This window comes from Lentzea sp. NBC_00516, from assembly GCF_036346835.1.
GTDB lineage: Bacteria > Actinomycetota > Actinomycetes > Mycobacteriales > Pseudonocardiaceae > Lentzea > Lentzea sokolovensis.
The window spans coordinates 319,361-339,632 of record NZ_CP107840.1; the positions used below are offsets into that span (position 1 = coordinate 319,361).

Sequence of the window (20,272 nt, forward strand, 5' to 3'; positions counted from 1 at the left end):
GGAGCTCAATAAGCGTGGTAGCTGCTGGAATTTACTGGAAGACGTGGTGCGGTCTTGCTCATGGCGGAGGCACCGGAAGATCTCGAACGGCACATCGAGCAACTTCGCACCGAGGTGCGTCGCGCGGCGATGGCCGGGGATCCGGTGCGGGTGCGAGAACTCCGTAAGGCGGAGAACGCGTGGGACCAGGCGCTGGCTGCGATGACCGCGCCCACCGCTGACCTCGACGAGGTTCCGGAGCCCGAGTCGATCCTCCCAGTGCGGGAACAGGTCCACCAGGCGCTCGTGTTGCTGGGTGTCCCGTCCGCGCCGAAGCTGATCGCTTCGGTGCACAAGGTCGTGTTCTCCGGTGACCTGACGAGTTCGAAGCTGACCAGTCTGAAGCGTGACGAAGGGCGGTCGTTCCAGTCGTCACCCCACGCCCGGCCGTACTACCTTTGCAGCGCGCTCACAGCTGATCTGCTGGTTCCGGTCCGTGGCCTGCTCGCGGTGTCCACGTGGCCGATGGCTTGTCGTGTGGTGGGGCCTTTGAGTGCGCGCGTCGACTTCCTGAGATCGGGCATCGCACTTGCCGAACAGGTCGGGCGGATGGTCGCGCCGACCACACCGGTGCTGCGGCTGCTGTGGCAGTTCGCTGCGAACATCCCTGATGCCGCAGCCACTTTCGACGTGATGCAGCCCGCAGTCGCCGCCGCTGCTGCTGCTGCTGCTGAGCTGAGTGTCCACGAGGACGCGGACCGCGCACACCGCGAGGCCGCGGCCGAACGAGCCCGTACCTAGCTCGACGAGACCCGTCAGCTGTTCGGCTCCAGTTTGAAGGTCGTGCGTCGTACCGCGACCGACTTCTGAAGCACCTCCCACGGAGCGTCCCCGAGAAAGAAGCACGGTGACAGAACAGAAGTCGCGCTTGGACGGTATTCGGGGGCCGGTCGAGCCGACGAAGCACAACGCCAGGACGATCGCCGCGTTGATCAGCAACCTCGGCTGCACCCGCCGGCGCGTCCTCGACACCGCAGGTGTCGATAAGAAAGCTCTCGCCGAGCACCTGGGCGCGCTCGCCTCGTTCGGTGCGTCCCCGTTCGCTCTCGCACGCGGCAACGCGTTCGAGGCCGTCGTCAAGGCCAACGGTTGTGCGGAACTGGTCCGGGTACTGCGCGAGCAGTTGGACCTGCCACTGCCCGAGGTGGCCTACGACGACCTGAATTCCGCCGCCGGGCGTGAATCGCTCGAGACGAGGCACCAGCGGTCCGCCCAACTGCTTATCCGCGCCGCGCGGTCCGCTGAGGACGCCGGCACCCTGTTTGACCAACCGTTGCTGCGCATGGACGTCGGTAGCCGGGCCGTCTACCTCGAACCCGACCTGATCGCGTTCCGGAGCAGGCACCGCTTCCACGTAGTGGAGATCAAGTCGTTCCCGGTGATCGACCGGAGCGCGGATCCAGGCAAAGTCGCCGCAGCGGCGATCCAGTCCGCTGTGTACGTGATGGCCATGCGGGACTTCGTACGCCGGTTGGGACTCGATCCCGATGTGGTGTCGCACGACGTGGTTCTGTTGTGCCCGAAGGACTTCTCCAACGTTCCCACGTCCGCGCTAGGAAGAGACCGAGCGGGCGCGCGCCGCTCACGAGAAGCTGTTGGCTCGCATCGAAGCCTCGAAGGAGGCGATTGAGAGCGCGGAGAAGGCGGTGGCGGCGGCGAACACGCTCGCGGCCCGGTGGCAGACGATCGAGGCCGGTTTCGGTGGGCTTTCTGTCACGTTTCACGATGGCGAGGACGTGTCCACCGAGGCGATCGCGGCGGCGATCGGACAGGCTGCGGCGCAGGAGACCAAACTGAATGAGTTGGACGAGGCCAGAAAGGGTCTCCTCCGCAAAGCGGCACCGTTGCTCGAGGAGTTCAGAGCGCTTGAACAGCGACACCGTGCCGAAGTGGAACGCCCAAGAGGCGATCTGGTTCAGCAACTGCACGTTCTCGCAGAACGGACGTCGGCCGCGACCGAGCTGCTGAACCAGGGTGAGGTTCCGGTTCGTCCGCAGCAACCTGCTCTCGTCGACGACCCGAAATGGGCCGCTGAGGTGTGGGCGTTCGCGAGGTGGGCCATGAAGGCCTGCCTCGACGAGGCACAGGCATTGGACGCTCAGATCGTTGCGGCGCAGGAGGAAATCGCCGCGGCATACGACAAGGTCGACGTGGCTGACGTCGAAGCGCCGGCGTCGCTGATCCGCGAGAACGACGTGGCCGTGGCGTTGGCCAAACGCGATCGCCGGACGGCTGACCTCGCGCTGCCGGTGTCTCAGGAGCTGGACGAACGGCTCGGCGCAGCACGGCCGTCGTGAACGGGCTCCGCGAGCTGGCCACCTAGCTCGCGGATGGGAAGTTCGTCAACAGCGTCGTGCGCAAGAGACAACGTCGGGTGCTCGCGGTGGCGAAAACCATCTTCGGGAAGATGACGGACGACCACTTCGGCTTCGCGGAGGACTTCCGGATCATCGACATGAGCACGGGCCAGGCGCGGGACGTCATGACCCCGTCCGGAGGCGAGACGTTCCTTGCGAGCCTCGCGCTCGCACTGGTCGAGGCGCTGTTCTTCGACGAGGGTTCGGCACGCTCGACACGAACGTGTTGAGCTGGGCCTTGCAGGAGCTGCACAGGAACGCGGGTGACGGTCGGCTGGTTGCGGTGATCAGTCACATGCGGGATGTTGCGATCAACTTCGGCAACATTTTTATGGTCGAGAAGACACGCGGGGCGAGCAGCGCCAGATGGCTGTCCGCCTCTGAACGGCACGATCTGGTCGCGGATGAGCTGGTCGTCGGCCTGCGGTCTTGAAAGGCGCAACCGGGGGTGCGGACCGTTGCGCCGTCCGCATCGCCCTCTCTTGCAGCGCGGGCGCATCGAGGCGTACGAGTAGATTCAGCGGGACACCAGGTTAGGACCCGGTCAACCAGGTGACATCACAAGGATCTCCCGCATCTTGCTGGTCGGAGCTGAGCGAGAGGGGGGCGACCTCACCGCCGCGGCTGTCATTCAGCGCAGGGAACGACGAGTTCGGTTCGATCCGTCTGGCCACCTTGGGCAGGCTCGAACGCGTCCTCACGGACGGCCTTGTCACCGCGATGCTTGAGGAGTCGGGCAGAAACTGGTGCCATTGCCGAGGCTCGGGGGAGCGGATCGGGTGAATCTGGCGCTTGCACTGGAGGCCATTTCGCGATCGTGTCGGTGATGGCACTCATCTGGTAGTCCGCCAGCCGTTTCCACGCCGCGCATTCGGTCCGGCGGAGTGAAGGTCCGGCGGAGTGAAGGTCCGGCGAACTGAAGCTGCCAATACGATCCCGTCATGGTCCGCACCACTCCACCGCGCCCGGTCGACCTGACAGCGCACCTGCCCGCCTTCACCTCACTGGCCCGCACCGCGGTGCGGCTGCACCCGCGGCCCGGCGAGCCGACCACGTCGGACAGCTCGATCGGCGGCCCGTTGCTGTGGCCGGCGCGGGAACCGTGGCCGACGTGCGCCGAGCACGCCGGCCCGTTTCTCGAAGGCGCGAGCGTGCCCGACGTGATGGCGCGGCGGCGGATCCTGACGCAGGCGTGGGCCAGGCCGCGGGAGCGCGGCACGAACCTGCTGACCGAGGACGAGAAGGCCGTCGTCGACCGCGTGGACGACGGTGCGGAGATCGCGCAGGACGGACCGTCGCCGATGGTGCCGGTGGCGCAGCTGTACGCGCGGGACGTCCCCGGTCTTCCCAGCCCGGACGGCGCGGACCTGGTGCAGGTGCTGTGGTGCCCGTTCGACCACGAGGACGACGGCTACGTGCCGAGCACCGTGGTGCGCTGGCGGGTCGCCGCCGAGGTGACCGACCCGCTGGCAGCACCGCCGCTGCCGGTCGCGGTCGAGGACAACTACCTGCCGCAGCCGTGCGTGCTGCACCCGGAGACGGTCGTGGAGTACCCGGCTCCGCACTGCCTGCCCGAGGAACTGGCCGGGCAGGTGCACGAGTGGGAGAAGCGGGAAGAGCAGAAGTACCAGTACGAGCTGTCCGTCGCCACCGGCTGCAAGGTCGGCGGGCACGCGCCGTGGAGTTTCTCCGACCCGTACCCGATGTCCTGCCCGGACTGCGGCGCGGACGTCGAACCGTTGCTCACCATCGCCAGCTCGGAGTGGGACGGCAACCAGAGCTGGCAGCCGATCGAGGACGCCGGGACGGACCATCCGCCGTTCCCGGCTCCGCACGAGCCGACGATGCTGATGATCGGCCGCGGCTACCACCTGCAGCTCTACACGTGCGTCGCGTTCCCCGAGCACGGACACGTCACGAACATGCAGTAGCGCGCTGGTCAGAGCCCGAATCCGCCGGACACCTCGACGTTCTGCGCGGTGATCCACCGGCCGTCCTCACCGGCGAGCGCCGCGATCGCCACCGCCACGTCGTCGGGCTCGCCGACGCGGCCCAGCGCGGTCTTCGCGGCCAGCGCCGGGATGAACTCCGGGAACTTCTCGAAGGCGTCGTCGCCCAGCCTGGTCCGGGTGGCGCCGGGGGAGACGGAGTTGACGCGGATGCGGCGCGGGCTCAGCTCCTTGGCCAGGTAGCGCGTCAGCACGACCAGGGCGCCCTTCATGGTGGCGTAGCCGGAGTAGCCGGGCTCGGCCTGTTCGGTGGAACTGCTCGTCGTGTTGACCACCGCGCCGCCGTCCGCGAGGAGCGGGAGCAGGGTCTGGGTGAGGAAGAACGGGCCCTTGAGCAGGACGCGGTAGAACTTGTCGAACAGTTCCTCGGTGGTGTCGGGGAACAGGGCGGTCTGGGCGAAGCCCGCGTTGTTCACGAGGACGTCGAACGTGTCGCGGCCCCAGCCCCCGAGCACCTCGGTGACCTGGTCGCGGAACGCCGGGAAGGTGTCGCTGCGGCCCAGGTCCAGCGGGAGGGCGACGGCCTTGCCGCCGTTCTGCTCGATGACGGAGACGGCCTGCTTGGCGCCGGTCTCGTTGGAGCCGTAGGTGAGGATCACCGCGGCGCCTCGCCGGGCCAGTTCGACGGCCGTGCTCCAGCCGATGCCCGAGCTGCCACCGGTCACGATTGCGACTGACATGTTCCTACCGCCTGTTCTGGTCTGCTTTGGTTTCTGATGAACCAATAAGACCAGCGGGAGCAGGGTGAGTAGGAGACCGAAGCTCTCGTCCTCTTGCCTGATTCTCCCGTTGCGTGTGGCGTTGGGACAGGTCCCGGATCGACCGGTGCAAGGTTGCCGACGGGGGAAGGCCCGGCCTGGGACTTTCGGGGGGTCCCGGGCCGGGCTTCGCGCGAGATCTCGCGACCTACGTGATGTGCAGGTTCTGCACCTTCGCCTCCGCGACGATGCGCTCGGCCTCGTCACGGGCCACGTTGCGCAGTTCGGCCAGGGCGCGCATCGCCTCGGCGCGGCGGGCCGACATCGCGAGCCGGAAGTCCTCGCGGATCCCGTCGCGTTTCGCTGCCGCCTCCTCGTCCAGGCGGCGGGCTCGTTGCTCGGCCTCGCCCACGATCATCAACGCCTTGAGCTGCGCGTCCCTGACGACGTCACGGCGTTCTTCCTCGGCCAGGGCGACCATGCGGGCGAGCCGTTCGGGCAGGCCCTTCGGGTCGATCGGGGTCAGGCAGATTCGGTGCAGGCCGTCCTGCAGGGCGGCGTTCTCCTCCTGGACCGAGACCAGTCTGCTCGCCAGGGCCTCCGCGCGGGCCTCCGAGGCGTCGCGGTCGGCTGTGACCAGGCGAAGCTCGGCTTCCAGCTCGGCGACGTAGTCGTCCACCTCGTCGCGGTCGTAGCCGCGCCATCGGAGCCCGAACCACGTTCGCAGCGGTACGAGCTCAGTCCTGCTGTCGACACTCACTGCCGTCTCCTCTGCCTCCCGCGAAGTCAGTCTTGACAAGGGGTACGTACGGGGTGCGGCATCGGTTCTAATGGGTTTACCAGGCACAATGTCGGCGTGAACAACAAACTGTGCCCCTGTGGTACTGGTCAGTCCTATGTGGACTGTTGTGGTGCGCTGCACTCCGGAGCCCGCAAAGCGGCCACGGCCGAGCAGCTGATGCGTTCGCGTTACAGCGCTTTCGCGGTGTCCGATGAGGACTACCTGCTGCGCACGTGGGCGGCGAAGCACCGCCCCAAGAGCGCCGGACTCGACTCGACCGACCGCTGGCTCAAGCTCGAAATTCTGGCGACCGAGAACGGCGGTCTGCTGCAGAGCGTGGGTGTGGTGGAGTTCCGTGCGCACTACGTCGGGGGCGTGGTGCACGAGCGGAGCAAGTTCATCAGGGAGAACGGCCAGTGGGTGTACGCGGAGGGCCTGGAATGAGCACGGTGACGGTCGCGAGCAGGTTCAACGGGCCTCCCGGCATGGGCAACGGCGGGTACTCCGCCGGTCTGCTCGCCGCGCACGTCGACGCGGAAACGGTGAGCGTCCGGTTGCGCAAACCGGTGCCGCTGGACCGCGGGATGGAGGTCCGCGACGGGCAGTTGTTCGACGGGGAGACGGTGATCGCCTCTGCCGAGCCCGCCACGCTCGACCTGGAGGTTCCCGCCGCGCCGACGCTGGACGAGGCGCTGAAGGCCTCGGCGAAGGTGCCGTGGCGCGACAGGCACCCGTTCCCGACGTGCTTCGGATGCGGTCCCAACAGGGAAGACGGCATCGCCGCGCTGCTGGGCCCGCTCGACGGCCGCACCGAGTGGGCCGGGGTCTGGACGCCGACCGGTGTGCTGCCCAACGACGGGGTCAGCGTGCTGCCGGAGATCGTCTGGGCGGCGCTCGACTGTCCGTCCGCGCAGCCCGTCGCACCGGACGGGGGACCGGCGTTCGTGCTCGGCACCTTCGTGGCCCGAACCGAGCAGCCGGTGAAACTGGGCGTGGACCACGTGCTCCTGGCGTGGGAACTTGGCCGGGACGGACGCAAGGCCTACTCCGCGTCCGCGATCATCGGCCCTGACGGAGTGTGCGGACGAGCACGCGCCGTGTGGGTCTCGATCGGATGACGCCAAATAACCCGACTGGGTGACAAGTGTGCGGTGCGTCTTGATAGCGTGCACGCTCGTTGCCCGATTAAGCCGAAAGGGCGAGTGACCGGGATGGCACGGAGGTGATCAGGCGCTTGATGGGCCGACGTGCCGCCGCCCATGGCGACCAGCAACCACAGACCCAGAGTTCTGCCCAGAGCGTTTTCGGGGTTCAGACGATTACGAGCACCGAGCAGGACATGGATCTGTATCCCGTCGAGCAGCCCCCGGCAGCAGCGCCGCCGCCGGAGCCGGTACCCCAGAGGACGCCGTTCGCGGCGAACCTGGTGGGGTCGACGCTCGTCGTCTCCAATCCCGAAGGCCCCAGTCAGGGCGCCACGGGACTCGCGCGCGCCCTTCCCGCCGACACCGGCCGGACCGTGGTCGTGGTCGACTTCCCCGGCGGAGACCAAAGCACTTTCTGGCCGCACGTCGTGACGGCGTTGCACGGCCGTGGGCCCCTCCGGCTCGCGGTGTCGCACGCCGGGACGATGCGGCCGACCGCGCCCGCCCAGTGGCTCGCCGAGCAGCTCCAGACCGAGGTCGTGGCGCCGGACGGCGTGCTGACCACGGTGCCCGGTGCCGCGTTCGTCGTCGGCACGCAGGGCTACGGCAGCTGGGTGAAGTTCCAGCCGAACGCGTCCCCGATGCCGTTCGGCCGCCGTTTCCCGGTGCCGCAGTGGGAGGCGATGGACCCGAACTCGCCGTGGCCGACGGGCGAGATCGGCATCTCCGAGCCGATTCCGAGCGGACTCTGGCTGCGCGCGCAGCAGCCGCCGTTCGAGCCGGCCGCCCAGGACTCACGGCCGATCGTGGCGCTGCCGTGCCGCGACAACGTGCTGACGGTCGTCGTCGGCGGCCCCGGCCAGTCGTCGATCCCGATCGACGAGGTGTGCCGCCTGCTCACGGCGCTGCCCCAGGCGGCCCGGTCGCGCGTGCGGCTCGTCCCGTACGGCATCGACGCGAGCATCGGAAGCCTGGTCGCGGACCAGATCGGCGAGCCGATCGCCATGTTCACCGGCCTGCCGGTGGGCAACCTGCGCAGTGGCGGGCCCGCGGTCATCGCGGTCGACCCGCGCGGGCAGCAGACGTGGCGGCCGTTCGTCACCGAGGTGCTGTGCGTGCCGAACGAGTCCGTGCCCGTCGTGTCGGGCTACCGGACGCCGGTGCAGGGCCTGACCGAGGTCTCACCCGGTGTGTTCACCCTCGGCGACGGTGTCGTGCTCGAAGTCGTGCCCTCCGGCCTGTGGGTGCGTGAGCAGGACGAGCCCTACAACGCGGCCGAAGTGCGCACTCAGCCTCTCGACCCGGAGTGGGCCCGTCTGACCGTGGGCACGCCTGGGCGCACGACGCCTGGCGCGGTCGCGGTGCACGGCGCAGCCCTCGTCGAACGCCTGGAGCCCGAGGTGCGCAAGCTCCTGCGGCTGGTGTTCTGCGACTCCAAGGTGACCGCGCCGCCGCCTCCTCCGCCCGCTCAGCCTCCCGCAGCCCCGGCACACGCGTTGTCGACGCGTGACTCGTCGGACAACGGCGCCGGCTTCTTCACCGCCGTCACGCCGGCCGAGCCCGAGACGGAACGGTCCGCGTACGCGAGCATCGGCGCCGGTCCGGCGATGGCGACCGTGACGTCGCACGCGCTGGACGACCCGGACGAGGCCGCGTTCCCCTCGGACGACCCGGACTCCGCCCCGGTGAGGTTCCGCGTGGACGGCCCGCTGCCGTTGCAGCCGCTGGCCCTGTGGGAGATCCCGCCGGAGAACGACGGCGAGCGCGAGACGGTCTCCGTGGACCACAGCAGTTCGGACGCCGAACGCGACACGGTCCGCCGTGCGCTCGGCGAACGCTACGGCGTGCACGCGGCGACGGTCGTCCGCCTGCTCTCCCAGCGCCCGGACGCGGAGGAGGACCCGGCCGCGTTCGAGGCCATGGTCACCGACCTCACGGCGTTGCTGGCGTGCGTGTCGCAGGACGAGGAGATGGTCGTCGAAACGCTCCGCATGGGACGTCTGGGCCGCTTGCGCCCGTACGTCGCGTGCATCGTCTCCGGCCTGAACCGCCTGCCCGTGCACAACGGCATCGCGGCGGTGTGGGGCATGAGCGGCCCCACGGGTCCGCGGCGCTACCGCCACGGCGAGGTCCTGGTGGAGCACGGCCTGCTGGACGCCGTCGCGAACCCGTCCCAGCGCATCGAGGGCGTCACCGAGTACCTGATCTGGTCGGTCACCGGCCGCGTGGTCGAGGTGACCGACCGAGTCGCCGTGGCCACCGAGGAACGCGTGATCTTCGCTCCCGGCACGCCGTTCCGCGTGCTCGCGGTCGCCGAGGCCGAGGGTGATCACCCGCAGCAGGTGCTGTTGCAGGAGATCTCCGGGCCGGCGTCGGAACAGGAGATCGCGGGGATGCGGCCGAGCGTGCTCTCCCAGCTGGAACGGGCGGCCGCGAACCTGCGCGTGCTGCCGGTCTCGCACCAGGTGACGGCCTGAACCTCGGAATCCGTTACGCCGAACCGCCCGTCGGCCCGCTGCGCCTCCACCCACCGGTGGACTGCGACGGCGAGCCGGCGGGCGCTTTCGGTGACCGGCACACGCTGAACGTCTGGTCTGCAACGGACGGTCCGGCGCCGGTGATCCTCTGGATCCACGGCGGCGCGAACACCGTCGGCACCTCGGCACAACCGGAGTACGCGGGCGACTTCCTCGCGTCGAACGGGATCGTGTTCGTCAGCTGCGACTACCGGCTCGCGGTCGACGGTTATGGTGCCCTGGAAGGGTTTCCGCACAACCGCGGGCTGCTCGACGTCGTCTCGGCGCTGCGCTGGATCCAGCGCAACATCGCGCGTTACGGCGGAGATCCGGCCAACGTGACCGTCGCCGGACAGTCGTCCGGCGCGCAGACGGTCGCGAGCCTGATGGTCATGCCCACCGCGAAGGGCCTGTTCCACCGCGCGATCGCGCACAGCCTCGCCGGAAGGTTCTTCACGCCCGAGGAAGCTGTTCGAACACAACGGCAAGCCGACCCGGAAGTCGTGCTGTACCAGCCGATCGTCGACGGCGACACGCTGCCGCGCAGCCCGTTGGAAGGCCCGTACGACGTGGACCTGATGGTCTGCCACACGGCCGATGAGGACGCCGAACTGTTCCAGCGCCCGACGATGCGGCTGGCCGACGAGCACGGCGGTGCGTTCCGTTCGATCTACGCCCGCACGCCGGCACACCACGGCGCCGACGTCCCGGACATGTTCCGCGGCGACATCGCGCGGGCGTGGGCGAGGTTCGCCCGCACGGGCAATCCCGGCTGGCCGGCCACAGAACTCAAGCGCTGGGTCTAGCTTTCAGTCGTGAGACCGAGCGTGCCGTTCAACCGCGGCACGCACGCCCCGTCGCGCTTGTCCGAAGCCAGGAACTCGGTGAGACACCGGCCGATCTGCTCGTGACCGCGGGCGTTGGGGTGGAACGACTCCTGCAACGCGTGCGACGCGCGCCTCTGGTCCTTCAGGCCGTCGAAGTCGACCGTCAACCGCGTGAACCACTCCGTCTCGGGCTTGCTGCCGCCCACGCACGCCTCGTGACCCTCACCGGCCCGTGCCAGGTCGAGGAAACGGGCGTTGACCTTCGCCGCGGCGGTGCGCAGGCCGTTCGACAGCTCCGGCACGGCCTCCTCCACGACCCACTCCAGGTCGGCCGTGCGCAGCGGGCAGCCGGACAGGTTCTGCAGCGACTGCGGCATCTTCGGCGACACCGGCGCCGCGTACGACTGCACGACCAGCTGGTAGGAGGAGTCGAGGTAGCCGGAGTCGCGCATGGTCTGGCGGATGGCGTTGAGCGTGTTCTCGACCTTGGGGATCATCCGCCGCACGCGCTTGGTCCACTCCGGCGCCACGGACGACGTGCAGTCACTGCGCTTGCCCCACGCCTCGAAGCACTTGTTGAGGATCTCGGAGAACCTCGGGTCGTCGTTCGCGCCGATGGCCACGACGATCGCGACGACCTGGTTCGATCCGGCGATCGCGCGCAGCTTCGGCAACTGCTCGTTGCGCAGCTTGTCCGAGTTCGCGCCGGAGCACGCCAGGTTGATCTTCTGGTCGGCCTGGAACTCGGTCTTCATGATCTCGGACTCGCGCGAGCGATGGCACCAGTCGCCGCCGTCCTCGCCGTCGGTTCCCGGCTCGTAGTCGCCGGCGCCCTCACCGGACATCGTGCTGTCGCCGAGCGCCACGACCGCGGTCCTGGTCTCGCGATCGGGCTCCGAGGGTGGCGGGAACACGTGGTCGCTCACGACCAGCAGGATCGTGAGCAGGCCGATCGCCGCGAAGAAGAGCACTTTGCGCATCGCGCACCAGTTTACGTGGGTGGCCGAATGCGAGGGGCATATGGCGTTGCCGCCTCAGGCGGGGGTGAGGAAAGTGGAGGTGTGGGGAATCTGAGGGAGATGGTCGTGGTCGCCTACGACCGCACGGCGCTGCTGGACCTGGCGGGACCGATAGAGGTGTTCCAGGCAGCCAACTACGGCGAGCCGCGGTACGAGGTCACGCTCGCCACGCTCGGGGGAGAACCGTTCACCGCGACCGCGGGCGTGCGCATCGAGGCGGGCGCCGATCTGCGCGAGCTGGACCGTCCGATCGACACGTTGATCGTGGTCGGCGGCTGGGGCTACGACGAGGCCGCGTCCGACGCGGTGCTCATGACCAACCTGCGGCGGCTCGCGCTGAAGTCGCGCCGGGTCGCCGGTGTCTGCACCGGATCCGTGGTGCTGGCGAGCGCCGGGCTGCTGAAGGGCAAGAAGGCGACGACGCACTGGGCGTTCACCGGCGAGCTGGAGAACCGCGGCGTCGACGTGGAGCCGGACGCGATCTTCGTGTGCGACGGCGAGGTGTCCACGTCCGCGGGCGTGACGGCGGGCATCGACCTGGCCCTGGCCATGGTCGAGCAGGACCACGGGCCCGCGCTCGCCCGCAGGATCGCGCAGTACCTGGTCGTCTTCCTGCAGCGCTCGGGCGGCCAGTCGCAGTTCAGCGTGCACACCCGCTCGAAGCCGGTGCGGGACGGCTCGCTGCGCGCGTTGCTCGACGACATCCACGCCGATCCGACGCGGGAGTGGACGGTGCCGGTCATGGCGCGCAAGGCCATGATGAGCGTGCGGCACTTCGCCCGCGTCTTCTCCCGCAACGTGGGCGTCTCGCCCGCGCAGTACGTCGAACGAGCCCGCGTCGAGGCCGCCGCCGACCGGCTGGCCAGCACCGGCGACTCGCTCGACCTCGTCGCCCGCCAGTCGGGGTTCGGCTCAGCCGAGACCCTGCGAAGGGCCTTCCTGCGCGTGCTCGGCGTGTCGCCGGGCAGTTACCGCGCCCGTTTCCGGACCACTGGGGTTGCCTGATGGATGCCACGTTCGTGCTCTACCCGAACATGACCGCGCTCGACTTCGTCGGCCCGTTCGAGGTGCTCGGCAGCGTGCCGATCATCACGGCGCGGTTCGTCGCCGCCACGCTCGACCCGGTGAAGTCCGACAACGGGCTGAGCGTCGTGCCGACCGACACGTTCGACTCGCTGAAGTCGACGGACATCGTGGTCGTGCCGGGCTCCGGGCACTGGAAGGAGCTGCTCAGGGACTCCGGCGGCGTCGTCGAGTGGCTTCAGGAGGTCCACCCGACGACGAAGTGGACGACGTCGGTGTGCACCGGCTCGACGCTGCTCGCCGAGGCCGGGCTGGTCTCGAAGGCCACGACGCACTGGGCCGCGCGCGAGGACCTGGAGGTGCGCGGCGTCGAGGTGTCGACGGACCGGGTGGTGTTCGACGGCAAGGTCGTCAGCGGCGCGGGCGTCTCGGCGGGCATCGACATGGCGTTGCGGCTGGTCGAGGCCGAGTTCGGCGAGATGGTCGCGCAGGCCGTGCAGGTCGGCATCGAGTACGACCCGCAGCCGCCGCGCGCCTACGACTCGATCCCGCCGGAGATCGCGCAGGGCCTGAAACAGGCTTTCGACGCTATCCGGGCCTGACTTCGAAGCCCTATGGTCGAGCGGACGGCTCAGGGGGAGCCGTCCGTTCTAGGGGGAACGATGTTCAGAACAGTGGCCGCGCTGGCGGCCGTCTTCAGCCTGCTCATTTCCGGCACACCGGCCTCGGCCAGCCCGACGGGGATCGACGGGACAGTCACGTCCGCGGCGACCGGGCTGCCGATGAAGGGGATCCAGGTCATCGCGAAAACGCCTGATGGCGGCTGGGTGCGCGATGGCTTCACCAACGCCGAGGGCAAGTTCGACATCCCGCTCACGGCGGGCCGGCAGTACCGGATCTTCGCCCACGCCAGCGAGCACGAAGAACACCTGAGCGAACCGGTGACCGCGCCTGGCTCCGTGTCGATCGCGATGAAGCCGTTCACGTACGGCACGGTGCGCGGCACGTACCTGCGCAAGCCCGGTGAGCCGATCGCGAACGTCGGCGTGCAGCTGACCGACCTCAACGGCAACGACGTCAAGGACAGGACGATCACCGCGGCGGACGGCACGTTCCGCTTCGACCACGTGCGCACCGGCGAGCGCAAGCTCCGCTTCTACTTCCCGTACTCGTCCGACCACTGGTCCGAGCAGCTGACCGTGCGGGACGGAGAGGAGACCGTCGTCGAGCAGGTCGCCCGGCCGATGGGCAGCGCCGAGATCACCATCCGCGACCGGGAGACCGGCGAGCCGATGCCGAACGTGCGGGTCGACGCCTCAGGGCTGTACGGCGGGGTCGGCGCCACCACCGACGCGCAGGGCAAGGCGCGGTACTCGGACCTGGTCACCGGCAAGTGGCGCTTCCTGATCTCGCCGCCGGAGGGTTACCTGTCCGAGACGATCGAGGACGTCGAGGTCAAGGTGGACGAGACCGCGGTCGCCACCGACACGGTGCAGCGCGAGGCCGTCTTCGAGCTGACCTTCACCGACGTCGCCACGGGCGCCCCGGTCGACGGCTGCTACATCTCCGTGTACCCCGACCGTCACAACGTCGTCGACTGGTACCAGAGCCACTGCGGCTACGACGGCACCGGCAAGCTCCGGGTGAACGGCTACTGGCCCGGCCGGGAGCGGTTCTTCGTCTACCCGCGCACCTCTGCCTCGCACGGCAGCCAGTGGGTGGGGGAGAACGGCGGCACGGGTGACGTCGATCAGGCCAAGTGGTTCGAGTTCGTCAGCGGCGAGACGACGTCCGTGCAGGTGAAGTTCGACGGCGCGGGCACCATCAGCGGTTCCGTCGTCGACGACGAGTCGGGTGCCGCGGTGTCGGGCCTGTGCCCGTCGGTGACGCCGTCTCACTACTACGTCTCCCAGGGGCGCAACGTGAAGTGCACCTACACCGAGGGCCGCTACGAGATCAGCGGTCTGGGCCCGTACGCGTGGAAGGTGCAGTTCCCGTCGGAGTACGGCGACCACGCCTGGCAGTGGTCGGGTGGGGCGGCGGACCGCTTCGGCGCGACGCCGGTCCAGGTCACATCCGGCGGCACCGCCACGGTCGACGCACGGCTGAAGAAGCCCGGCAGGATCAGCGGCAAGCTCGTGAACGCCACCAGGCCGTTCGAGTACACGACGGTGCTCGCGGTGAACCCCGTGACCGGTGACTACGCCGGGCCGTCGGCGTCGCGCAACAGCAAGTACGAGTACTGGATGAAGGGCTACGCCACTCAGGACGTGCAGCTGCAGTTCCACGGCAACTTCGAGGACGAGATCCAGATCCACCCGGACCTCGTCCACGTCCAGGAGGGCCAGGAGACCTCGGGGGTCGATCTGCAGGTCAGGTGAGGCCTGACTGAACGGCGAACACGACGAGCTGGGCGCGATCGCGTGCGCCCAGCTTCACCATCGCCCGCGACACGTGCGTGCGCACCGTCGCGGGCGAGATCACCAGCACGGCGGCGATCTCGTCGTTGGACGCGCCGGACGCCACGTGCCGCATGATCTCCCGCTCGCGTTCGGTCAGCTTGTCCAGGTGCGGCACGGGCCTGGCCGACGCACCGGACGCGAACCGGTCGATCACCCGGCGCGTGACGGATGGCGAGAGCAGCGAACCGCCATCGGCCACCACGTGCACCGCGCGCAGCAGGTCGGTCGGGTCGGAGTCCTTCACCAGGAACCCGGACGCGCCGGTCCGCAGCGCCTCGAACACGTACTCGTCGAGGTCGAACGTCGTGAGCATGACGATCCGCACGTCACCCAGTTCGGGGTTGGCCGAGACGCGGCGCAGCACCTCCAGGCCGTCCATCACCGGCATGCGGATGTCGAGGAACACCACGTCCGGTTTGGTGGACTGGATCAGCGACAACGCCTCGCGGCCGTCGGCGGCCTCTCCGGCGAACTGGACGCCGTCCTCGGTCTCGATCAACGTCCGCAGTCCCATCCGGACCAGCGGCTGGTCGTCGGCCACCACCACGCGAATCATGCTGGCAACGGTATCCGGGCGATCACCGCGAAGCCGTGCGATGCGTCTGTTTGGAGCGTGCCGCCGAGTGTTTCGGCCCGTGAACGCATGCCGGTGATGCCGTGGCCTTCCGTGAACGTGCTGGGCGTGCCGGTGTCGGTCACGTGCACGACGAGTTCGCCGCGCACGACGTAGACGCGTACGGACGCGGTGACGCCGGGGGAGGAGTGGCGCAGGACGTTGGTCAGCGACTCCTGCACGATCCGGTACACGGCGAGTTGGTAGGTGTCCGGCAGTTCGACTTCCGCGACCTCGACCGACACCTCAAGCCCTGCCTCGCGCATCCGTGCGGCCAGTGCAGGGATGTCGTCGAGGGTGATCGTCGGTGTCAGCGGAGCCGAGCCGCGCAGAGTGTCCAGTTCGGACCGCAGGCCGTCCAGCGCCTCCTTCGACGTGTCGCGGATGGCCTCCAGTGAGGCGCGGGCCTTCGCCGGGTCCTTGTCCAGCACGTAGAGCGCGACGCCCGCCTGCATCGCGATCACGCTCAGGCCGTGGCCGACGACGTCGTGGACCTCCTGGGCGAGCCGCAGCCGTTCGGAGATCACGGCACGTTCGCGAACGTCCACAGCGGACTTCCTGCGCAGCTTCATCAGCACGCCGGCCGCGACCGGCAGCAGGATCCAGCCAGCCGACCAGGTGATCCACGAGGTGATCGAGTCGTTCCACCACGGCAGGATCGCCAGCGCGTAGACCAGCGCGGACGCGGCAGCCAGTTCGATGCGCGCGTACACCGCCACCGCGTACATGGCCGCGACACCGCTCATCAGGATCGGGCCGAACGGATAGCCCTGAGCCAGGTAGACGGCGATGGCGACGGTCGTGACCGCCACCGTCCACAGCGGACGAACCGAGCGGAACAGCAGGCCGCAGGCCGCCACGACGATGAGCACGTAGGCGAGGACGTCGAGTGACTCCCCGGTCTGGAGACGCGCGGCGAACCGCGTCCCGGCGAGTCCGAAGAACAGCAGCGCCGCGGTCAGCGCGATGTCCTGCCATTTGAAGCGCATGAAGCCGACCATACGACCCGGGACGTACGCAGATGTGCGTATCTTCATGACGCTCCGGAGCGGACGACCCGGGGCTCTCGCGGGAACACGATTGTCGCCATGATCGTGACGACGGAGCAGCTGACGAAGCGCTACGGCGACCGCGCCGTGGTGGACGAGGTCAGTCTGTCCGTGCGGCGGGGCGAGGTCTACGGGTTCCTCGGTCCCAACGGCGCGGGCAAGACGACCACGATCCGCATGCTGCTGGGGCTCGTGAGGCCCACGAGCGGTTCCGCCTCGGTGCTGGGCGAGACGCCCGGCACCCCCAAGGCGTTGCTCAAGGTCGGGTCGCTGATCGAGGGGCCCGGTTTCTACCCCTACCTGTCCGGTCGCGACAACCTGCGCGTCCACGCCGCTCGCCGGGGCGTCGGCAGGACCCATGTGGAAGCGGCGCTGGAGCAGGTCGACCTCGTCGGTGCCGCCGGCGAGAAGTTCCGCCGGTACTCGCTCGGCATGAAGCAACGGCTCGGCGTCGCCGCGGCCCTGCTCGGCCGGCCAGAGCTGCTGATCCTCGACGAGCCGACCAACGGCCTCGACCCGGCGGGCATGGCCGACATGCGCGACCTGGTGCGGGCTTTGGCGGCACAGGGCCAGACCGTGTTGCTGTCGAGCCACCTGCTCGGTGAGGTCGAGGAGATCTGCGACCGGGTCGGGGTGATCTCTCAGGGACGGCTGATCGCGGAGAGCACGGTCGACCAGTTGCGCGGTGACACCGTGCTGCTGATCCGCGCCGACCCGATCGAGAAGGCGCACGTGCTGATCGAGGGCAGCACGGTGCACGGCGACGTGTTGCACGTGAACGAGACGGACGCGGGGGCGTTGGTGCGCACGCTGGTGCACGCCGACGTGGACGTGCAGGAGGTCCGGCCACTGCGCCGGACCCTGGAAGAGGTCTTCTTCGAGATGACGGGAGCGGCGTGATGGGCAGCGTGAAGGCGGAGCTGCTGCGACTGTGGAAGTGGCCGGCGACCTGGGTGCTGATCGGTGTCTGGCTGGTGATGACGCTGACGTTCGGCTACGTGTTCAACTACCTCGCTCTGAACGGCGGCACCAACACGCGTGACTTCTCGCAGCAGCAGTTGATCAGCGCGATGCAGCCGGAGAACGTGGGCGCGGCCGTGGTGCGCGGCCTGCCCATGTTCGGCGGGTCGATCATCCTGGTGCTCGCGGCGCTGGCGGTCGGCAGCGGATATGGCTGGGGCACCTGGAAGACGACGCTGACCGCCGGCCCGCGCCGGGTCTCGGCGATGGCCGGCACGCTCGGCGCGTTGGGGATCGTCGTGGTGCTGCTGGTGGCGCTGACGTTCGCCGTGAACCTCGGCGCGTCCATCACGGTGGCGTCGCTGGAGGGCTGGGACTGGAGCCTGCCGGGTCTCGGCGTCTTCAAGGCGTTGAGCGCGTCACTGCTGATCGCCGCCATGTGGACGGCGTTCGGGGTGTTCCTCGGCGTCGTCACCAAGGGGCCCGCGCTGGCCGTCGGACTCGGGCTGATGTGGGCGATCGTGACGGAGAACCTGTTGCGGGGCGTGGGTTCCCTGCTCGGACCGGTCGAGTCGCTGACCGAGGTCCTGCCCGGTGGTTCGGCCGGCAACCTCGCCGGTGCCGTCGGCGGATCGGGTGCTCCCGGTGTGCTGACCGATCTCAGCGGCACCACCGCGGCGCTGTTCCTCGCCGGGTACGTCGTGTTCTTCGTGGGCGCGGCGACGCTTCTGAAGGTGCGCCGCGACCTCGTATAGGGCCACGGCGGCCCAGGTCACGCCCAGTGCGACCGCGACTCCGGTGGGGTAGTCGCGGTCGTGCAGGCCTGGGTTGACCGGACCGCTGTGCTCCCGCCACAGCAACGGGACCGCGATCAGCGTGATGACTCCGGAGACGGTCAGGCCGACGCCGATGGACGGCCGCTTGATCACGAGTCCGGAGGCGCCGACGAGCGGGGCGATCAGGAAGTCGTGCAGCACCACGCCCCCGCCCAGCCACAGCAGCAGTTCGAGGGTGATCTGAGGGAGCAGGAGCCAGGCGCCCCAGGCTCCCAGCCCCACTCCGGCCGCGCCGAGCGCGAACCTCATGCCGGTCGTGGTGCTCACTTCTCGACCTCCAGCGACGTGACCCACTTCGTCTGCAGCACACCCGGCCGGTTCGGGGCGATGAGCCGGCACGGATAGCCGTGGTCCGGACTGAGCTCCTCGCCGTTGAGCTGGAGTGCCAGCAACGTCAGCGGGTCCTGGGCGAACGCCTCGGGCAGCGTGGTCGCCCGGTACAGGCCGTCCTTCTCCAGCGACTCGACCCGCACGTCGCCGCCGTTGACGAGTTCGGAGACGCGGACGCCGGTCCAGGTCGCGTTCTGGCTCCAGCCCTCGACACACGCGATCGGCAGGTCCACTGTGGTCTGCGGCAGCGCCTGCAGTTCCTTCAGCGAGTAGCTCTTCGCGCCTGCTTTGAGCCGCCAGTCCTGTGGCACCACGACTTTCGCGGCTTGCGCGGTCCGGTTGACCGGCAGGTCGCCGTCCGACCGCCAGGCCAGCACGGAGATCTTGCGCAGCCACGGCACCGTGACGCCCGCCGTCGCGACGACCGCGACACCCGTGGTCAGCGCGGTCGTGCGCAGGAAAGCCCTGCGGGACAGGATGGTCCGTTCGTCGGACTTCGGTTCGAGGGTGCGCCGGATGACGGGGATCTTCACCGCGATGTGCACGAGCAGCGCGCCGATCACGATCCACGCCACCGCGTAGTGGGCGGTCGGGAAGTAGAACGACCACGGGTAGTTCTGCGCCGCGTTGAACAGCCCGGTGATCAGCTCGAAGAACGACGCCGCGATCAGCACGAAGATCGTGCCGCGTTCCAGAGCGTGCGGCACGTTCTTGACCAGCGGCCGTTCGAACAGCTTCGGGTAGACGCTCCACAACTTGGCCAGCAGCAACGGAACCGACGCCACCCCGGAGATCACGTGCACCCCCTGGGTGACGCGGTAGAGGTCGACCGGACGGGTCGGCCACACCCAGTCGTGCTGCACGCCGTGGCTGAGCAGCCCGGTGACGAAGCAGAGCCCGAACGCGATGCCGAGCCACGTGCCGATCCGGCTGGTCACACCGGTGTGGTGCGCGGGGGATTTGAACGCCGGGGTCTTCACAGCCGCTCCCAGCACGCGAACCAGCGCCCGGCGCGTTCGACCTGCCACAGCAGGAAGAACCCGTCGGCGGTCAGGGACTCCGCGTCGCTCCAGGCCCACGGGAACCAGTCGCCCCTGGTGCCTTCCGTCCGCACCCGCGCCTGGCCGATGGTCAGCCCGGAACCCGGCTGCTCGACCTCCACGACGACGGTCCCGCTGGGCTTGAGCAGCTGATGCACGCGCCGGAGCAACGCGGCCGGGTCACCACCGATGCCGATGTTGCCGTCGGCCAGCAGCACGTGCTGCCAGCGACCCTCGCCGGGCAACAGGTCGAACACGTCGCGGCGGATCGCGATGCCGCCGCGTTCGGTGGTGCGCCGGATCGCCTCCGGTGACACGTCGACGCCGAGTGCCTGGATCTGGCGGCTCAGCAGAGCCGCCACGAGACGGCCGGGGCCGCAGCCGACGTCGAGAGTGGGGCCGGAGCAGGCGTCGAGGAGGACGGAGTCGCCGCCGTCCGCGTCCGCCTGCCAGCGGGCGACGCTCAGCTCGCGAGGGGCGGTGCCGGGGAGGTCGAGCCAGCTGGGACGGCCCTGGAGGGCCTGGTCGAACATCATCGCGCCACCGCCGGGCGGCTCGCGGCCGAAAA

At 69.2% G+C, this 20,272-nt stretch carries 22 protein-coding genes; 15 read left to right on the forward strand and 7 right to left on the reverse strand.

Going from position 1 to position 20,272, the window contains the following annotated elements:
- The first annotated feature begins 60 nt into the window (after window positions 1-60).
- From OG205_RS01475 to OG205_RS01500, 6 genes are all read left to right on the forward strand, one after another.
- On the forward strand, window positions 61-780 hold the full coding sequence (locus OG205_RS01475; protein WP_330274390.1) for a hypothetical protein: 720 nt from the start codon (window positions 61-63) through the stop codon (window positions 778-780).
- A 127-nt stretch (window positions 781-907) separates the two neighbouring features.
- The gene (locus tag OG205_RS01480; RefSeq protein WP_330274391.1) at window positions 908-1,669 is read left to right on the forward strand and encodes a hypothetical protein; all 762 of its coding nucleotides are present in this window, start codon (window positions 908-910) and stop codon (window positions 1,667-1,669) included.
- Window positions 1,635-2,336: a hypothetical protein gene (locus OG205_RS01485; protein ID WP_330274392.1), complete on the forward strand. Its 702-nt coding sequence runs from the start codon at window positions 1,635-1,637 to the stop codon at window positions 2,334-2,336. The genes OG205_RS01480 and OG205_RS01485 overlap by 35 nt, the downstream gene beginning before the upstream one ends.
- Before the next feature lie 86 nt (window positions 2,337-2,422).
- Window positions 2,423-2,626, forward strand: a complete 204-nt coding sequence (locus OG205_RS01490; RefSeq protein WP_330274393.1) for a hypothetical protein — start codon at window positions 2,423-2,425, stop codon at window positions 2,624-2,626.
- Between the two features lie 8 nt (window positions 2,627-2,634).
- Complete coding sequence (locus OG205_RS01495) at window positions 2,635-2,829, forward strand: hypothetical protein (RefSeq protein WP_330274394.1); 195 nt, start codon at window positions 2,635-2,637, stop codon at window positions 2,827-2,829.
- Between the two features lie 508 nt (window positions 2,830-3,337).
- On the forward strand, window positions 3,338-4,327 hold the full coding sequence (locus OG205_RS01500; RefSeq protein ID WP_330274395.1) for a hypothetical protein: 990 nt from the start codon (window positions 3,338-3,340) through the stop codon (window positions 4,325-4,327).
- 8 nt (window positions 4,328-4,335) lie between these two features.
- On the opposite strand, the gene OG205_RS01505 is transcribed toward OG205_RS01500, so the two are convergent.
- Together OG205_RS01505 and OG205_RS01510 are read right to left on the reverse strand one after the other, a co-directional pair.
- On the reverse strand, window positions 4,336-5,085 hold the full coding sequence (locus OG205_RS01505) for an SDR family NAD(P)-dependent oxidoreductase (protein WP_330274396.1): 750 nt from the start codon (window positions 5,083-5,085) through the stop codon (window positions 4,336-4,338).
- A gap of 226 nt (window positions 5,086-5,311) precedes the next feature.
- A complete protein-coding gene (locus tag OG205_RS01510; RefSeq protein WP_319981151.1) occupies window positions 5,312-5,863 on the reverse strand; it encodes a DivIVA domain-containing protein in 552 nt (183 codons plus the stop codon).
- 96 nt (window positions 5,864-5,959) lie between these two features.
- Between OG205_RS01510 and OG205_RS01515 the strand changes: the two genes are divergently transcribed.
- The 4 genes from OG205_RS01515 to OG205_RS01530 all read left to right on the forward strand — a co-directional run bounded on the left by OG205_RS01515 (window position 5,960) and on the right by OG205_RS01530 (window position 10,351).
- The gene (locus OG205_RS01515; protein WP_330274397.1) at window positions 5,960-6,328 is read left to right on the forward strand and encodes a YchJ family protein; all 369 of its coding nucleotides are present in this window, start codon (window positions 5,960-5,962) and stop codon (window positions 6,326-6,328) included.
- Entirely contained in the window at window positions 6,325-7,002 is a 678-nt protein-coding gene (locus OG205_RS01520) for a hypothetical protein (protein ID WP_330274398.1), read from the forward strand. The genes OG205_RS01515 and OG205_RS01520 overlap by 4 nt, the downstream gene beginning before the upstream one ends.
- A gap of 221 nt (window positions 7,003-7,223) precedes the next feature.
- Complete coding sequence (locus OG205_RS01525; RefSeq protein WP_330274399.1) at window positions 7,224-9,506, forward strand: hypothetical protein; 2,283 nt, start codon at window positions 7,224-7,226, stop codon at window positions 9,504-9,506.
- A 56-nt stretch (window positions 9,507-9,562) separates the two neighbouring features.
- A complete protein-coding gene (locus tag OG205_RS01530) occupies window positions 9,563-10,351 on the forward strand; it encodes a carboxylesterase family protein (RefSeq protein ID WP_330274400.1) in 789 nt (262 codons plus the stop codon).
- On the opposite strand, the gene OG205_RS01535 is transcribed toward OG205_RS01530, so the two are convergent.
- On the reverse strand, window positions 10,348-11,352 hold the full coding sequence (locus tag OG205_RS01535; RefSeq protein WP_330274401.1) for a GDSL-type esterase/lipase family protein: 1,005 nt from the start codon (window positions 11,350-11,352) through the stop codon (window positions 10,348-10,350). The genes OG205_RS01530 and OG205_RS01535 overlap by 4 nt on opposite strands.
- Window positions 11,353-11,433: 81 nt before the next feature.
- Here OG205_RS01535 and OG205_RS01540 point away from each other — a divergent pair, with 81 nt between their 5' ends.
- Genes OG205_RS01540 through OG205_RS01550 form a run of 3 tightly spaced genes read left to right on the forward strand, consistent with a single transcriptional unit; the run spans window position 11,434 to window position 14,795 of the window.
- Complete coding sequence (locus OG205_RS01540) at window positions 11,434-12,396, forward strand: GlxA family transcriptional regulator (protein WP_330274402.1); 963 nt, start codon at window positions 11,434-11,436, stop codon at window positions 12,394-12,396.
- Window positions 12,396-13,016, forward strand: coding sequence for a DJ-1/PfpI family protein (locus OG205_RS01545; RefSeq protein WP_330274403.1), 621 nt, complete (start codon window positions 12,396-12,398; stop codon window positions 13,014-13,016). The genes OG205_RS01540 and OG205_RS01545 overlap by 1 nt, the downstream gene beginning before the upstream one ends.
- 60 nt (window positions 13,017-13,076) lie before the next feature.
- Entirely contained in the window at window positions 13,077-14,795 is a 1,719-nt protein-coding gene (locus OG205_RS01550) for an MSCRAMM family protein (protein ID WP_330274404.1), read from the forward strand.
- Here OG205_RS01550 and OG205_RS01555 read toward each other — a convergent pair.
- Together OG205_RS01555 and OG205_RS01560 are read right to left on the reverse strand one after the other, a co-directional pair.
- On the reverse strand, window positions 14,788-15,432 hold the full coding sequence (locus tag OG205_RS01555; protein WP_330274405.1) for a response regulator transcription factor: 645 nt from the start codon (window positions 15,430-15,432) through the stop codon (window positions 14,788-14,790). The genes OG205_RS01550 and OG205_RS01555 overlap by 8 nt on opposite strands.
- Entirely contained in the window at window positions 15,429-16,478 is a 1,050-nt protein-coding gene (locus OG205_RS01560) for a sensor histidine kinase (protein WP_330274406.1), read from the reverse strand. The genes OG205_RS01555 and OG205_RS01560 overlap by 4 nt, the downstream gene beginning before the upstream one ends.
- 99 nt (window positions 16,479-16,577) lie before the next feature.
- Here OG205_RS01560 and OG205_RS01565 point away from each other — a divergent pair, with 99 nt between their 5' ends.
- Entirely contained in the window at window positions 16,578-17,438 is an 861-nt protein-coding gene (locus OG205_RS01565; RefSeq protein WP_442916729.1) for an ABC transporter ATP-binding protein, read from the forward strand.
- The gene (locus OG205_RS01570; RefSeq protein WP_330274407.1) at window positions 17,438-18,253 is read left to right on the forward strand and encodes a hypothetical protein; all 816 of its coding nucleotides are present in this window, start codon (window positions 17,438-17,440) and stop codon (window positions 18,251-18,253) included. The genes OG205_RS01565 and OG205_RS01570 overlap by 1 nt, the downstream gene beginning before the upstream one ends.
- Window positions 18,254-18,597: 344 nt before the next feature.
- Here the strand turns inward: OG205_RS01570 and OG205_RS01575 are convergent, their stop codons facing one another.
- Both OG205_RS01575 and OG205_RS01580 read right to left on the reverse strand, forming a co-directional pair.
- Window positions 18,598-19,644 carry a molybdopterin-dependent oxidoreductase gene (locus OG205_RS01575; protein ID WP_330274408.1) on the reverse strand — a complete coding sequence of 349 codons (1,047 nt, stop codon included), beginning with the start codon at window positions 19,642-19,644 and terminating at the stop codon, window positions 18,598-18,600.
- A complete protein-coding gene (locus tag OG205_RS01580) occupies window positions 19,641-20,240 on the reverse strand; it encodes a class I SAM-dependent methyltransferase (RefSeq protein WP_330274409.1) in 600 nt (199 codons plus the stop codon). Before OG205_RS01580 ends, OG205_RS01575 begins: the two co-directional genes overlap by 4 nt.
- Window positions 20,241-20,272: the final 32 nt, after the last annotated feature.

What these genes read in the sequence shown, in the direction of transcription:
- OG205_RS01580 (WP_330274409.1), bottom strand. Translation starts at nt 20,240, where the DNA reads ATGATGTTCGACCAGGCCCTCCAGGGCCGTCCCAGCTGGCTCGACCTC.
- OG205_RS01555 (WP_330274405.1), bottom strand. Translation starts at nt 15,432, where the DNA reads ATGATTCGCGTGGTGGTGGCCGACGACCAGCCGCTGGTCCGGATGGGA.
- OG205_RS01520 (WP_330274398.1), top strand. Translation starts at nt 6,325, where the DNA reads ATGAGCACGGTGACGGTCGCGAGCAGGTTCAACGGGCCTCCCGGCATG.
- OG205_RS01545 (WP_330274403.1), top strand. Translation starts at nt 12,396, where the DNA reads ATGGATGCCACGTTCGTGCTCTACCCGAACATGACCGCGCTCGACTTC.
- OG205_RS01475 (WP_330274390.1), top strand. Translation starts at nt 61, where the DNA reads ATGGCGGAGGCACCGGAAGATCTCGAACGGCACATCGAGCAACTTCGC.
- OG205_RS01535 (WP_330274401.1), bottom strand. Translation starts at nt 11,352, where the DNA reads ATGCGCAAAGTGCTCTTCTTCGCGGCGATCGGCCTGCTCACGATCCTG.
- OG205_RS01505 (WP_330274396.1), bottom strand. Translation starts at nt 5,085, where the DNA reads ATGTCAGTCGCAATCGTGACCGGTGGCAGCTCGGGCATCGGCTGGAGC.
- OG205_RS01570 (WP_330274407.1), top strand. Translation starts at nt 17,438, where the DNA reads ATGGGCAGCGTGAAGGCGGAGCTGCTGCGACTGTGGAAGTGGCCGGCG.
- OG205_RS01565 (WP_442916729.1), top strand. Translation starts at nt 16,578, where the DNA reads ATGATCGTGACGACGGAGCAGCTGACGAAGCGCTACGGCGACCGCGCC.
- OG205_RS01550 (WP_330274404.1), top strand. Translation starts at nt 13,077, where the DNA reads ATGTTCAGAACAGTGGCCGCGCTGGCGGCCGTCTTCAGCCTGCTCATT.
- OG205_RS01560 (WP_330274406.1), bottom strand. Translation starts at nt 16,478, where the DNA reads ATGCGCTTCAAATGGCAGGACATCGCGCTGACCGCGGCGCTGCTGTTC.
- OG205_RS01525 (WP_330274399.1), top strand. Translation starts at nt 7,224, where the DNA reads ATGGATCTGTATCCCGTCGAGCAGCCCCCGGCAGCAGCGCCGCCGCCG.
- OG205_RS01500 (WP_330274395.1), top strand. Translation starts at nt 3,338, where the DNA reads ATGGTCCGCACCACTCCACCGCGCCCGGTCGACCTGACAGCGCACCTG.